This is a genomic window from Tsukamurella tyrosinosolvens, from assembly GCF_900104775.1.
GTDB classification, from domain to species: domain Bacteria; phylum Actinomycetota; class Actinomycetes; order Mycobacteriales; family Mycobacteriaceae; genus Tsukamurella; species Tsukamurella tyrosinosolvens.
In genome coordinates, this window is the sequence record NZ_FNSA01000003.1 from 3085492 (window position 1) to 3098585 (window position 13094).

Annotated in this window: 14 protein-coding genes; 2 read left to right on the forward strand and 12 right to left on the reverse strand. The window is 70.5% G+C overall.

The annotated features are described in order from the left end of the window. Window positions 1-64 precede the first annotated feature (64 nt). Entirely contained in the window at window positions 65-565 is a 501-nt protein-coding gene (locus tag BLW32_RS17295; protein WP_068520600.1) for an LppP/LprE family lipoprotein, read from the forward strand. A gap of 3 nt (window positions 566-568) precedes the next feature. Here BLW32_RS17295 and BLW32_RS17300 read toward each other — a convergent pair whose 3' ends face one another. Then, on the reverse strand, window positions 569-1066 hold the full coding sequence (locus BLW32_RS17300) for a VOC family protein (protein ID WP_068520604.1): 498 nt from the start codon (window positions 1064-1066) through the stop codon (window positions 569-571). 74 nt (window positions 1067-1140) lie between these two features. On the opposite strand from BLW32_RS17300, the gene BLW32_RS17305 reads away from it, so the two are divergent. After that, a complete protein-coding gene (locus tag BLW32_RS17305) occupies window positions 1141-1905 on the forward strand; it encodes a helix-turn-helix transcriptional regulator (protein WP_225535799.1) in 765 nt (254 codons plus the stop codon). Here BLW32_RS17305 and BLW32_RS17310 read toward each other — a convergent pair whose 3' ends face one another. The 11 genes from BLW32_RS17310 to BLW32_RS17360 form a co-directional block, all read right to left on the reverse strand. Then, the gene (locus BLW32_RS17310) at window positions 1906-2169 is read right to left on the reverse strand and encodes an Rv1893 family protein (protein ID WP_068520606.1); all 264 of its coding nucleotides are present in this window, start codon (window positions 2167-2169) and stop codon (window positions 1906-1908) included. A gap of 26 nt (window positions 2170-2195) precedes the next feature. Then, window positions 2196-2990 (reverse strand): ethanolamine ammonia-lyase subunit EutC, encoded by a 795-nt coding sequence (eutC, locus tag BLW32_RS17315; RefSeq protein WP_068739869.1) that lies wholly within the window; start codon window positions 2988-2990, stop codon window positions 2196-2198. Continuing rightward, window positions 2987-4402 (reverse strand): ethanolamine ammonia-lyase subunit EutB, encoded by a 1416-nt coding sequence (locus BLW32_RS17320; RefSeq protein WP_068520612.1) that lies wholly within the window; start codon window positions 4400-4402, stop codon window positions 2987-2989. The genes eutC and BLW32_RS17320 overlap by 4 nt, the downstream gene beginning before the upstream one ends. A gap of 22 nt (window positions 4403-4424) precedes the next feature. Next, window positions 4425-5687: an HAD family hydrolase gene (locus tag BLW32_RS17325; protein WP_068739871.1), complete on the reverse strand. Its 1263-nt coding sequence runs from the start codon at window positions 5685-5687 to the stop codon at window positions 4425-4427. After that, window positions 5684-7129 carry an ethanolamine permease gene (gene eat / locus BLW32_RS17330; RefSeq protein ID WP_082791199.1) on the reverse strand — a complete coding sequence of 482 codons (1446 nt, stop codon included), beginning with the start codon at window positions 7127-7129 and terminating at the stop codon, window positions 5684-5686. The genes BLW32_RS17325 and eat overlap by 4 nt, the downstream gene beginning before the upstream one ends. Window positions 7130-7272: 143 nt before the next feature. After that, the gene (locus BLW32_RS17335; protein ID WP_068739874.1) at window positions 7273-8022 is read right to left on the reverse strand and encodes an ABC transporter ATP-binding protein; all 750 of its coding nucleotides are present in this window, start codon (window positions 8020-8022) and stop codon (window positions 7273-7275) included. Continuing rightward, entirely contained in the window at window positions 8009-8866 is an 858-nt protein-coding gene (locus BLW32_RS17340; RefSeq protein WP_068739876.1) for an ABC transporter ATP-binding protein, read from the reverse strand. Before BLW32_RS17340 ends, BLW32_RS17335 begins: the two co-directional genes overlap by 14 nt. Further along, a complete protein-coding gene (locus tag BLW32_RS17345) occupies window positions 8863-10050 on the reverse strand; it encodes a branched-chain amino acid ABC transporter permease (RefSeq protein WP_068739878.1) in 1188 nt (395 codons plus the stop codon). Before BLW32_RS17345 ends, BLW32_RS17340 begins: the two co-directional genes overlap by 4 nt. Further along, complete coding sequence (locus BLW32_RS17350; protein WP_068739881.1) at window positions 10047-11078, reverse strand: branched-chain amino acid ABC transporter permease; 1032 nt, start codon at window positions 11076-11078, stop codon at window positions 10047-10049. Before BLW32_RS17350 ends, BLW32_RS17345 begins: the two co-directional genes overlap by 4 nt. Before the next feature lie 4 nt (window positions 11079-11082). Next, window positions 11083-12309, reverse strand: a complete 1227-nt coding sequence (locus BLW32_RS17355; protein ID WP_068739882.1) for a branched-chain amino acid ABC transporter substrate-binding protein — start codon at window positions 12307-12309, stop codon at window positions 11083-11085. Window positions 12310-12444: 135 nt separating this feature from the next. Beyond that, entirely contained in the window at window positions 12445-13041 is a 597-nt protein-coding gene (locus tag BLW32_RS17360) for a TetR/AcrR family transcriptional regulator (protein ID WP_068739884.1), read from the reverse strand. Window positions 13042-13094 lie beyond the last annotated feature (53 nt).

The window sequence follows — 13094 nt, forward strand, 5'->3', positions numbered from 1 at the left end:
CCGATACAAGCATTGTCCGTCGATGGAGCCCGCGTCGACGTCCCGAGCTGGAAGGAACGAAGCCATGCGCAAGCCTCTGATCGCCCTCGCCCTCTCCGCCGCGGCCGCCGCCACGGGTGTCGCCTCCGTCGCCGTCGGCGCGGGTACCGCCGGTGCCGCCCCCGTCACGTGCCCCGAACTCCCGCAGGACCGCATCGACAGCGCGATCCGCACGATCGCGCCGCCGATGCCCGGCGTCCCGTGGAAGGTGACCGCGATGGGCGGTTCGGTGGACTGCACCCTGAACTGGGTCCGCCTCGACACGGACCGCGGCACCGGCAGTTCGCCCGTACAGATCCTGCTGTTCGACCACAAGAAGTTCGCCGGCACCCCGACCCCGAAGGGCGACGCGTTCACCTCGGTCGTCGGCAGCAACGGGCCCGGCCAGATCACCATCCGGTTCAAGTGGCTGGCACCGAACGACCCGAACGCCGCCCCGTCGGGGTCGGCCGACGTCCGGTTCCAGACGATGCCGCAGGACGCCCCGCAGCCCTTGGATCCGATCCCGCCGCAGGTCGCCGACTAGGCGTCAGCCCTGCGCCGCCGCCCACTCCTCGACGCGGGCGGCGCTCTCCTCGTCGCTGAGGTCCTCGACGCGGGTCATGATCGACCAGCGCACGCCGTACGGGTCGCGGATGCTGGCGAACCGGTCGCCGGAGACGAAGTTCGCCACCGGCTCCCGGATGGTCGCGCCCGCGGCTTCGGCGCGCGCGACCACATCGTCGACGCTGCTGCAGTACAGCCCCAGCGAGTAGCAGTCGGCGTCACCGCCGGGCGGAGCGATGAGGCCGAATTGCTCGTTCGGCTCCCCGAGTTGGAGGCGGCCGTGCCCGAAGTCGAGTTCGGCGTGCACGACGACGCCGCCCATCTCAGTGACGCCCAACGAGCGAGCCCCGAACACGGACACGTAGAAGTCGATGGCCGCCTTCGCGTTCGGGATCGCGAGGAAGGGCGTCAGCGAGGAGAAGGAGTGCGGGACCCCGTCGGTGGTGTGTGCGCCGCTCGCGGCGGTGATGTTCTCTGTCATGCGAGTAACGCTACGAGCGCGCCGGGCGCCGTCGATTGAACATTCGCGACAGATCCCGCGCCTACGATCGACCCGTGAACCCCCGCGGCATCCTCTATCCGGCGCAGCTCCCCACCTTCGAACGCCGGGCGCCCTCCCCCGCCGCGCTCCCGCTCGTGCGCTGGTTCTGGATCTCGCAGTGGGCCGTCGCGCCGGGCCGCACGTCCCGGCAGGACGTACTCGCCTTCCCGGCCCTCAACCTCGTCGTCGAACCCGATCTGGTCGGACTCGCGGGCGCGACGACGGAGCGCTCGCACCGCGACCTCGTCGGCACCGGATGGGCCGTCGGCGCGCTGCTGCGGCCCGCGGCGACGCCGGCCGTGACCGACGACGCCCGCGCGATCCTCAACGAGTACCCGGCCGTCGACGCCCCGGACCTGCACGGTGGGGTGGCCGCGGCGATGAGCCGGGGCGACCTCGCCGCGGCGTGCCTCGCCGTCGAATCCTGGCTCACCGCAAGGGTTCCTACGGTGTCCGACGACGCCGCGCTCGCCAACCGGATGGTCGTGGCGATCGAGGAGGACGAGTCGATCCTCACTGTGGAGGACGCGGCGGCGACGATCGGCGTCTCGCCCCGGACGGCACAGCGCCTGACCCGCCGCTTCGTGGGACTGACGCCGCTCGCGCTGATCCACCGGCGGCGGCTGCAGCAGGCGGCGCACCTGCTCAGCACGCAGCCGGAGACCGCGGTCGCCGACATCGCCGCGGACCTGGGCTACGCCGACCAGTCGCACCTGGTCCGGGATTTCCGCAAGGTCCTCGGCTTCACGCCCGGCGGCTACCGCCGGACGGCGCAGTGATCAGTCCCTGCGGGTCACCTTGTCGGCGACGGCGTCGGAGGCCTCGCGGGCCGCGTCGAGGTTCTCCCGGGCGAGCTTGACGCCTTCGGTAGCAGAGGAGGTCGCGATGTCCGCGGCGCCCGTGGCCATGCGGCCGACACCGCCCATCACGTCGCCCGTCAGCGCCTCGCCGGCGCCCTCGACGATCTCGCCGGACTTGCGCACCGAGTCCGCCGCGATCTTGGTGACCGCCTCGATGTTGTCCTGGATCCGCTTGCCGATCATCGGTCTCTCCTTCGCCGCCGCTGCGCTCAGTCTAGTCCGCGCAGGTCAGCGCCTTCCAGTTCCGCGCGGGAAGTGTCCTTGAGGTCGACGCCCGAGCGCCCGAGCCGCCGGGCGCCGACGACGAGGCCCGCCGCGATCCGGGCGGCATCGGTGTAGCCGAGGCCCTCCGGCGGGTGGATGTTGGAGATGCAGTTGCGGTGCGCGTCCGTGACGCCGGCCCCGAAGTCCTCGGGGTCGGCGCGGTGGGTGAGGTAGATGCCGAGGCTGTCGGCGACCGACAACCCCGGGCGCTCCCCGATGAGGACCACCAGGGTCCGCGCCCCGAGCGCCCGCGCGACGTGGTCCCCCAGCGCCACGCGGGCCTGGGTTGCGACGACCGGCGGCGCGACGGTCACATCGGGCGGCAGGGCGGCGAGGACCGCCGCGGCCAACGCGACGCCGTGATCGGTGAGCGCGCGGGGTGAGAGGCCGTCGGCGAGCACGAGGGCGACGTCGGCGGCACCGTCGGGCACCGTCGGGAGGGCGGACAGATCGGCGGGCGCCCGGCCCAGATCGGGTCGGCGCAGGTACTCGCCGCGGTCGGCGGCGCGGCTGGTCACGACGACGGGTTCCCCGATGCCCAGATCGCGGGCGCGGGCGACGAGGTCGGCGGCGTCGAGCGGTTGGTGGACCGCGTCCCGCGCCGCGGCGTGTGCGGCGGCGAACTCGAGGACGCGCCGCGTGGGCAGCGCATCGCCGGTGCGCCCCAGCCCGATCCGCGACTGCGTCGTGGTGCGCAGGGCGTCCCAGAACGGATCGTCGGCCCGCTCGGGCGCGCTCACCGGGAGACCCCCGAGGCCAGCTCGCGCAGGGGCGACGACGCGGCGGCGACCTCGCGGAGGCCGCCGGCCTCGTCGGTCATCCCCTGCCGGGCGAGCCAGGCGTCGAACTCCGGCGCGGGCCGCAGTCCGAGGGCGCGGCGCACGTAGAGCGCGTCGTGGAAGGCGAGCGACTGGTAGCCGAGCATCACGTCGTCGGCGCCGGGCACGGTGATGACGAACGACACGCCCGCGACCGCGAGCAGCGTGAGCAGGTCGTCCATGTCGTCCTGGTCGGCCTCGGCGTGGTTGGTGTAGCAGACGTCCACACCCATCGGCAGGCCCAGGAGCTTGCCGCAGAAGTGGTCCTCGAGGCCGGCGCGAGTGATCTGCTTACCGTCGTAGAGGTACTCGGGCCCGATGAAGCCGACGACCGTGTTCACCAATAGCGGGTCGAGGTGCCGGGCCACCGCGTAGGCGCGGGTCTCGAGCGTCTGCTGGTCGACGGGCGCACCGTCGGTGCCGAGGTGCGTGCCCGACGACAGCGCGGAGCCCTGCCCGGTCTCCAGGTACATGACGTTGTTCCCGACGGTGCCGCGCCCCAGCTCCCGCGCCGCGGCGTTGGCCTCGTCGAGCAGGCCGATGGTGACGCCGAACGCGGAGTTCGCGCCCTCGGTGCCGGCGATCGACTGGAAGACCAGGTCGACGGGCGCGCCCTGCTCGATGAGCCCGAGGGTGGTGGTGACGTGGCTGAGCACGCACGACTGGGTGGGGATGTCGAAGCGGGTGCGGACCTCGTCGAGCAGGTGCAGCAGGTCGGAGGTCGCGTGCGGCGAGTCGGTGGCGGGGTTGATACCGATCACGGCGTCGCCGCAGCCGAGCAGCAGGCCGTCGAGGGTGGCGGCGGCGATGCCCCGCGGATCGTCGGTCGGGTGGTTCGGCTGCAGCCGGGTGGCGAGCGTGCCGGGCAGGCCGACGGTCGTGCGGAACCCGGCGGTGACACGGACCGCCCGTGCCACCGCGATGAGGTCCTGGTTCCGCATCAGCTTGCTGACCGCCGCCACCATCTCCGGGGTGAGGGCCGGGCCGAGTGCGGCGAGCCGCGCACCGGCATCGTCGGCCACCGCGATCCGCAGGAGGAGATCCCGGAGGTCGCCGACGGTGAGGTGGGCGATGGGCGCGAACGCCGCCCGGTCGTGGCTGTCGATGATGAGGCGGGTGACCTCATCGGACTCGTACGGCACGACGAGTTCCTCGAGCAGGGCCGCGAGCGGCACCTCCGCGAGGGCCCACTTCGCGGCGGCCCGCTCGGCGTCGGAGGCGGCCGCGCAGCCGGCGAGCTCGTCGCCGGAGCGTAGCGGCGTGGCCTTCGCCAGCAGGTCGGCCATCGAGGTGAAGGTGAAGGTCTCCCCGCGCACGGATTGGCTGCGGATCATGATTGCTCCGTTCGAGTGGCTTCTAGTAGACGGTATCCGCGACGGAGCCCAGCGGGGCGCCGTCCGCGCCGCGGACCGGCACCTTCGCGCCCGCGGCGTCGGTGCCCGCGGTCGCGCACGCGTAGGGCTTCGCCTGCGGCTTCGGCTCGATGAACATGGGGTTGACCAGCCACGTGCCGTCGGTGTTCGCGTACGCGGTGCACATGAGCTCGGGAACGTTGCGGTTGATCACCAGGCGCAGGCCGGTCGCATCGCCGAGGAAGGTGAGGTCGGTGACCGAGTCGCCGGCCGAGAACACCTGCCGGCGGTCCGCGGGCGCCTGGTGCCAGGCCGCAGCTCCGGTGATGCCGAGGACCTCCTGGTTGACCAGGCAGCGCTTGCCGTCGATGTAGTTGATCATCGAGTCGTCGCCGTCGGGGACGTCGCCGCAGCCGCGCAGGTGCGGGACGATCCTGCCGTCGGTGACGACGGGGCGGATCCCGATCAGCTTGTCGGGCGCGAGCCCGACCTCGGGTGCCCAGGCCCGGACGACCGGCTGCGCGGAGGCGGAGATGATCCGGACGTCGAAGCCGTTGGCCACCAAGGTCCCGATGAGGTCCTTGATCTGGCTGTAGTAGCGCACCCAGGCGGCGACCTCGGTGCTGCCGACGCGCTGCTTCGCGCCCTCGGGCGCGGCGAGCGCCTCGGTGCGAGCGGTCTTCGCGAAGTCCTCGATCTCGGCCTCGGCGTAGCCGGCCATGAGCTGGACCACCCAGGCGTAGGCGGGCTCCATGCGGCGGTGGTCGTAGCCGGCGAAGGCCGGCTTCCCACCGATCTCCCCGTCGTCGACCACCGCGACGAGCGCGTCGGCGCAGCGGGCGTCGCGATCGGTCGGCAGCGGCGCGCCCGGTGCCGCGAGCGTGGTCGGGCACGCCTCGGCGAGGGCCTGCGCCGCCTCGGGCACGAGGTAGCGGCTGGTCGAGCGCCAGTCGCCGTTCGCGGGCTGCCGGACCTTGCCGGTGCGGATCATCCAGTACGCGGTCGCGGAGCCGATGTCGTTGCGCACCACCGTGTTGTCCCAGTCGAACAGGGCGACGGGAGCAGAGCCGTCGTGCGCGGTGCCGCAGTGGCCGCGCTCGGCGATCAGCTTCTGGAGGCGGTCGTGGTTGTCGCCGTACCAGCCGGCGTCCGGCGCGAGGGTGCGGCACTCGGCGGCCGTGCCCTTCGCGTCGTTCGTCGTGCAGGCGGCGATCGGGGCGAGCGCCAGGGCCGCCGCGGCGAACAGCGCCGCGCGGGTGTGCCTCACTGGAGATCGCGTTCGGCGTCGGCGAGCGCGGCGAACTCCTCGTCGGGCGAGTTGGCCACCAGGTGGTGACGGCTGTACACGCCGAAGTAGACGAGGAAAGCCGCGAACGCGGCGAGGGTCAGGCCCGCCGCCGTCGGGTCGACGAGGAAGGTCGCGACCACGGCGGCGCACGCGACGACCAGCGCGAACGAGGTGGTGACGATGCCGCCGGGCGTGCGGTACGGGCGCGGCATGTCGGGCTCGCGCCTGCGCAGCACGATGTGGCTGATCATCATGAGCACGTAGCTCACGGCGGCGCCGAAGACGGCCATGTTGAGCAGCATCGCGCCCTCACCGGTGAGCGAGAGGGCGAAGCCGATGACGCCCGGCACGATGAGCGCGAGGACCGGGGCCTTGCGCGCGTTGGTGACCGAGAGGCTCTTGGGGAGGTAGCCGGCGCGCGAGAGCGCGAAGGTCTGCCGCGAGTAGGCGTACATGATGGAGAAGAAGCTCGCGACCAGCCCGGCGAGGCCGATGTAGTTGACGACCTTGGCGGCGGTGCCGTCGCCGAGCGCCTCCACGAGCGGGTTGCCCGACGCCGCCATGGCGTTCGCGCCGACGGCGCCGGGGGCGAGGAGGAACACCGTCGCGCCGGTCACGACGAGGATCAGCATCGCGACGATGATGCCGCGGGGGACGTTCTTCTCGGGCTCGCGCGCCTCCTCCGCGGCCAGCGGGACGCCCTCGATGGCGAGGAAGAACCAGATCGCGAAGGGCACGGCGGCCCAGATGCCCAGATAGCCGTACGGCAGCCAGCCGGACGCGCCCGCGGCGTCGGTCACGGCGATGTCGGTGAGGTTGTGGGCGTCGAACTTCCCGATGGCGAAGACCGCGAAGATCACCAGGCCGACCAGGGCGATCGCGGTGATGACGAACATCGCCTTGAGCGCCTCGCCCGCGCCGGTGAGGTGGATGCCGATGAAGAGCGCGTAGACGAACAGGTACACCCACCAGCCGTCGGTGATCCCGAACAGGTTCAGGGATTGCACGTACGCGCCGATGAAGGTGGCGATCGCGGCGGGCGCGATCGAGTACTCGATGAGGATCGCGATGCCGGTGGCGTAGCCGCCCCAGGGGCCCATCGCGCGCCGGGCGAAGGTGTAGCCGCCGCCGGCCGCGGGCAGCGCCGAGGACATCTCGGCCATGCCGAGCACCATCGCGAGGTACATGCCGGCGATGATCACCGCGGCGATGGCGAGGCCGCCCCAGCCGCCCTGCGCGAGCCCGTTGTTCCAGCCGGCGTAGTCGCCGGAGATCACGTAGCTCACGCCCAGGCCCGCCAGCAGCACCCAGCCGGCGGAACCCGACCGGAGGGTGCGTTTGGCGAGGTAGTCGTCGGACTCGATGGTGGCGTCCACCCCGTCGTGGTGGAGCTGGTTCGGCGCCTGGCGCTCTGTACTCATGTGGGCCTTTCTGATCACGGTCGATCCTGTTCCCGGCGTGTTTCCGGAATCGGATCGGCGTGTTTCACCGACGGGTCTTGCCGGTGTGATCTGGAACACTACGAGTCAAGAGTTGCAGCGGGGTTGCAGCGCTGGTCGCGGGTTCAGGCGACCCCGAGGTAGGCCGCGCGGATCCGCGGGTCGGCGAGCAGCTCGGCGCCCCCACCGGTCACGGTGACGGCCCCGGTCTCGAGCACGTACGCCCGGTCCGAGCGGGTCAGCGCCTGCTGCGCGTTCTGTTCGACCAGCAGGATCGTGGTGCCCGCGCGGTTGATCTCGGCGATGATCCGGAAGATCTGGGCGATCACGCGCGGCGCGAGTCCCATCGACGGCTCGTCGAGCAGCAGCAGCTTCGGTCGGGCCATGAGCGCCCGGCCGATCGCGAGCATCTGCTGCTCTCCGCCGGACATGGTGCCGCCGGCCTGTTTCCGTCGCTCCTGCAGCCGTGGGAAGAGTTCGAAGACGCGGTCCAGGGTCTGCGCGTACTCCGCCTTCGACGGGAACCTCCGGCCGTGACAGCCCATGTCGAGGTTCTCCTGCACCGTCATTCCCGGGAAGATCCGCCGGCCCTCCGGGACCTGGACGATGCCCTCCTTCACCCGGACGTGGGCCGGCATCGCGGTGATGTCGCGGCCCTCGAACTCGATGCTCCCCCGCGCCACGGGGATCAGGCCGGACAGCGCGCGCATCGTCGTCGACTTGCCCGCGCCGTTCGCGCCGAGCAGCGTCACCAGCTCGCCCTGCCGGACCTCGAGGCCCACGCCGTGCAGTGCCTGGATCCGGCCGTAGCGGACGGCGAGGTCGGTGATCCGGAGGACGGGAGCGGCCCCGTCGGGCCGGTCAGAGTTCGTCATCGGGCACTCCCAGGTAGGCGGCGATCACCTTCGGATCGTCGCGGATGGCTGCGGGGGCGCCGTCGGCGATCCGGCGGCCGAACTCGAGCACCACGATCCGGTCGCAGACGCCCATCACGAGCCGCATGTCGTGTTCGATGAGCAGCACGGTGTAGCCGTCGTCGCGGATCTTGCGGATCAGGTCCATGAGCGCCGACTTCTCGCTGGGGTTGAAGCCCGCCGCGGGCTCGTCGAGGCACAGGAGTTTCGGCTCGGTGGCCAGAGCTCGCGCGATCTCGAGCCGCCGCTGATCGCCGTACGAGAGGTTCTTGGCCTTGACCGCCGCCCGGTCCCCGATGCCGACGAACTCCAGGAGCGCCATGCCGCGCTCGACGGCGTCCAGTTCCTCCGCCCAGTGCCGGGGCAGCCGCAGCACGGCGCCGAAGACGGAGGTGCGGTGCCGGGCGTCGGTGCCGACGACCACGTTCTCCAGCGCCGTCATCTCGTTGAACAGGCGGATGTTCTGGAAGGTGCGGGCGATACCGGCGCGGGTGATCCGGTTGCGCTTGACGCGGGCCAGTGGCCGGCCGTCGAACGTGACGGTGCCGGCGCTCGGCCTGTAGACGCCCGTGATCGCGTTGAAACACGTGGTCTTGCCGGCGCCGTTCGGGCCGATCAGGCCGAGGATCTCGCCCCGTCGGATGGAGAACGTGACGTCGTCGAGCGCCTTGAGGCCGCCGAACCCGACGGACAGCCCGTCGACGGCCATGAGGGTGTCGCCGACGTCGGCCTCGACCTCCCGCTTCGGGGCCACGACCTCGGCGACGATCTCGGTGCGCAGCGGGTCGGATTCGGCTTCGCTCACGCCGCACCTCCTCGGCCTTGCCGTCGGTACACGCGGCGCCCGAAGGCGATCAGCTTCTGTCGCGCGGGGAAGAGCCCCTGGGGCCGGAAGATCATGAGGACGACCAGGGCGATGCCGAAGAACAGGTACTTGAAGTCGCCCAGGCTCTGCCCGCCCACGTGGACGCCCTGCACGCGAGCCGGCAGGTAGACCACGAGGAACGCCCCGACGATGACGCCGAGCTTGTTGCCCTGGCCGCCGAGCACGACCGCGCAGAGGAACAGCATCGAGTTGATGACGTTGAAGTTCTGCGGATCCACGTACTGCACCTGACCGGCGTAGAGCGCGCCGGACATCCCGCCGATACCCGCGCCGATCACGAAGGCCCACAGCTTGAACCGGAACGTGGGCACGCCCATGATCTCGGCGGCGTCCTCGTCGTCCCGGATGGCCACCCAGGCGCGCCCGACCCGGGAGCGCTCCAGGTTGCCCACGATGACGAGCACGATCAGAACCAGCACGATGCCGAGCCAGTACCACCACACGCCGGAGTTGAGCGGGTCCGCGCCGTTCCCGGAGGAGAACACGCCCTCGTTGTTGTTCGACGGTGCCTTCCCCACCGGCGGGAAGGCGATCTCGGACAGGCCCGAGGCGCCGTTGGTGATGTCGGTGAAGTTCTGCGCGGAGAGCCGGACGATCTCACCGAATCCGAGGGTCACGATGGCGAGGTAGTCGCCGCGCAGGCGCAGCGTAGGGGTCCCCAGGATCAGCCCGGAGACGCCCGTGATGACGATCGCCAACGGCACGCACGCCAGCCAGGCCCAGGTCCCCGTGTGCTCGAAGATCCCGTGACTGCGCCCGGCGAACAGCGGGCTGGACGGGCTGGTGAGGATGGCGACGGTGTACGCGCCCACGGCGTAGAAGCCCACGTAGCCGAGGTCGAGCAGGCCCGTCTGCCCCACGACCACGTTGAGGCCGATCGCGATGAGCGCGAGCATCGCCACCTGGGCCATGACAGCGCCGAAGTCGACGGCGGTCGTCGGGATCAGGGGGATCGGCAGCACCGGCAGCAGGGCGATCAGGACGAGCACGGGGACCCCGACGAGCCACTGCATCGGCCGGGCGAGGCCGTCCCACCACTCGCGCAGCGGGTCGATGACTCCCTTGTGCGGCTTCGACGGTGCCGCTGTGGTGTCGGTGGTCATGCGCGGGCCCGTCCGAGTTTCTCGCCGAGGATGCCGCTCGGGCGGAACATCAGGACCACGATGAGCAGCACGAAGGCCACGACGTCCTTCCACTGGTTCCCGAACAGGATGGAGCCGAAGTTCTCAGCGACCCCCAGGATCAGGCCGCCGAGCAGGGCCCCGCGGATGTTGCCGATACCGCCGAGCACCGCGGCGCAGAAGGCCTTGATGCCCAACAGGAATCCGCCGTTGTAGACGATGCCGCTCGGGAGCCGCAGCGTGTACAGCAGGGCGGCGGCGCCGGCGAGGACTCCGCCGATCAGGAACGTGAGCATGATGACCCGCTCCTTCGAGACGCCCATGAGGGTCGCCGCGTCCGGGTCCTGCGCCACGGCCCGGATGGCGCGGCCGAACCCGGTGCGGTTGATCATCAGGTCGACCAGCACCGCGAGAGCCAGGGCCGCGCCGATGATCACCAGGGTCACGTTGGTGATCTGCGCCCCGAACACCGTGAACTGGGTGGACGGGCGCACCAGGGAGATGATCGGCTGCGCGCTCGAGCCGCCGAGCCGCGGGTCGAACGGCACCTGCGGCAGCACGTACTGGACGATCTGCTGCAGGACGAAGGACATCCCGATCGCGGTGATGAGGAAGACCAGCGGGCGGGCTCCGCGCCGGCGCAGGGGCCGGTACGCGACCCGTTCGAGCCCCAGAGCCACGCCGCCGGAGACGGCCACGGCCCCCACCCCCGCCACCATCAGGTAGACGAGGGTGAGCGCCGGGCCCTGGTCGTAGGTGTTCCCGTTGGGCGTGAAGCCCAGTAGCACCAGCACCACGTACTGCCCGAACATGCCGAACATGAACACTTCCGAATGCGCGAAGTTGATCAGTTTCAGCACGCCGTAGACCAGGGTGTAGCCGACGGCGACCAGCGCGTAGATCGCCCCGTAGGTGAGTCCTTCGACCGTGAGGGTCCAGAAGCCGTCGATCAACCCGCGGGGATTGAAGTCGATCGACGAGGCCAGGATCGCCGTATCGCCGAATCCCACGTCGCTACTGGACCTTGTACATCCAGATCAACGCCGACGTCAGCTCGCCGCGCGGGTCCCACTGGTAGTCGCGCGCCAGTCCGGTTCCGCTGTAGGTCTTGACGTACTCGAGCAGCTCGGCGCGGGTGCGCTTGCCCTCGGAGATGCCCTTCATGAGGATGGTCGCCAGGTCGTAGGCCTCGACCGAGTACACGCCCGGATCCTGGTTGAACGCCGCCCGGTAATCGGCCTTGAACGGATCCTTCGCGGGTCCGCACGGGCAGGACAGGTAGGCGTCGTTCGCGGCGGATCCGGCCTGTTCCACGAACTTCGGGTCGTTCACGCCGTCCGCGGAGACGAACACGGACTTCACGCCCTGGTTCCGCAGTTGCTGGATCAACGGCGCGGCCTCCGCGTAGTACCCGGAGTAGAACACGGCGTCGGGCTTGGCCTGCGACACCTTGTTCACCACCGCCGCGAAATCGCGTTCCTTCGCCTTGACGTCCGCGTCGCACGACGCGTCGTGCGCGGAGCCGAGGCCCTCCGAGATCGTCTTCGCCAGGCCGACGCCATAGGTCGAATCGTCCTTGATGACGCAGACCTTCTTGTAGCCGAGCTTGCCCGCCATGTACTTGGCGACGGCCGGCCCCTGGACCGCATCGTTGGCCAGGCCACGGAAGAAGGTGCGCCAGCCCTGCCCGGACAGGTCGGGATTGGTGGCCGATGCCGTCGTCGCCACCAACCCGGCCTGGGCGAGCACCGGCCCGGTCGCCTTCGTCTCACCCGAGAACGCGGGGCCGATCAGGCCGACGATCGACGCGTCGTTGATCACCGAGGGGATCACCTGCGTGGCCTTCTGCGGATCACCCTCGGTGTCGAAGGACTTGAGAATGATCTTGCAGCCGGGGTTCGCCTTGTTGTGCTGATCGACGGCGAGCTGTGCGCCGTTGCGAATGTTGATACCGAGCGCCGCATTGTCGCCCTGGAGCGCGCCCGCCATGGCGATCGTGGTGTCCGGGCACGGCGCCGTTCCCAATTCGGAGGGAAGAACGGGTTTGCGCGATTCGTCGGGTTTCACCTCATTGCCCGACGTGTCGATCTGCGCCACCGGAACGATGGTCAATCCACCGGAACCACTCCCGCTGGAGGAATCGGAACCTCCACCCGACGTGGACTTCTCACCACACCCGGAAAGGACGAGAACCGTTGCGGTACACACCGCCACGCCGCTCATGACTAGACGACGATTCATTGTGGGGCCTCCATCGATGGCACGGATATAGGAGGAACCTAGACCTCCGATGATCGGCGCGCCGCCCCATTCGCGGATATCGGCGGCCGATGTTCCGCGGAATTAACACGGCCGCCGAAACATTCGTGAATCCACCTAATTGAATGCCGCCGCCCGGACCGCCGGAGCGACCCAGGTGCGGAGGAATTCGCGGAGGCTTTCCCGCGTGCGGCGGGGGTCGCCCGGCGAGATGAAGAACGATTGCATGATGCGGAGCTGGAACTCGACCAGCCCGCGCAGTCGCGCCTCGTCGTACCCGTGCGCGCCCCAGTCCACGTCGAAGCGGTGGATCATCGTCACCCCGAACGCCATCGCCTGCTCGGAGGCGATCGCCTCCGTATGCGCATGCTCCCCCGCCAGCATGAGCCGCAGGTGCGGCGTGCGCGGGACCTCGTCGAGCGTGAAGACGATGCCCTCGACGACCGCCTCGGCGGGGTCGCCGATCCCGTGTACGTGTGCCGCGAGGCGGTCGAGGAAGGCGCCGACGGCCTGGACCGCCGCGGCCTGGAGCAGGGCGCCGACCGTCGGGAAGTACCGGTAGACGGTCTGCCGGATCACGCCGAGCGCGTCGGCCACCTCCGCGATGGAGGTGGTGCCACGCTCGCCGATGAGCTCGACGGCCGTCGCCACGATCCGCGCCGCGGCCTCCTCATCGCCGGCCGGCGGCGAGCCGCCCCATCCCCTGCGTGCCATCGCCCCAGGGTACAGCTTCGCGCGTTCTCACCATACAGAACGTGTTCTATGTG

What these genes read in the sequence shown, in the direction of transcription:
- BLW32_RS17295 (WP_068520600.1), top strand. Translation starts at nt 65, where the DNA reads ATGCGCAAGCCTCTGATCGCCCTCGCCCTCTCCGCCGCGGCCGCCGCC.
- BLW32_RS17300 (WP_068520604.1), bottom strand. Translation starts at nt 1,066, where the DNA reads ATGACAGAGAACATCACCGCCGCGAGCGGCGCACACACCACCGACGGG.
- BLW32_RS17310 (WP_068520606.1), bottom strand. Translation starts at nt 2,169, where the DNA reads ATGATCGGCAAGCGGATCCAGGACAACATCGAGGCGGTCACCAAGATC.
- BLW32_RS17320 (WP_068520612.1), bottom strand. Translation starts at nt 4,402, where the DNA reads ATGATCCGCAGCCAATCCGTGCGCGGGGAGACCTTCACCTTCACCTCG.
- eat (WP_082791199.1), bottom strand. Translation starts at nt 7,129, where the DNA reads ATGAGTACAGAGCGCCAGGCGCCGAACCAGCTCCACCACGACGGGGTG.
- BLW32_RS17335 (WP_068739874.1), bottom strand. Translation starts at nt 8,022, where the DNA reads ATGACGAACTCTGACCGGCCCGACGGGGCCGCTCCCGTCCTCCGGATC.
- BLW32_RS17345 (WP_068739878.1), bottom strand. Translation starts at nt 10,050, where the DNA reads ATGACCACCGACACCACAGCGGCACCGTCGAAGCCGCACAAGGGAGTC.
- BLW32_RS17355 (WP_068739882.1), bottom strand. Translation starts at nt 12,309, where the DNA reads ATGAATCGTCGTCTAGTCATGAGCGGCGTGGCGGTGTGTACCGCAACG.
- BLW32_RS17360 (WP_068739884.1), bottom strand. Translation starts at nt 13,041, where the DNA reads ATGGCACGCAGGGGATGGGGCGGCTCGCCGCCGGCCGGCGATGAGGAG.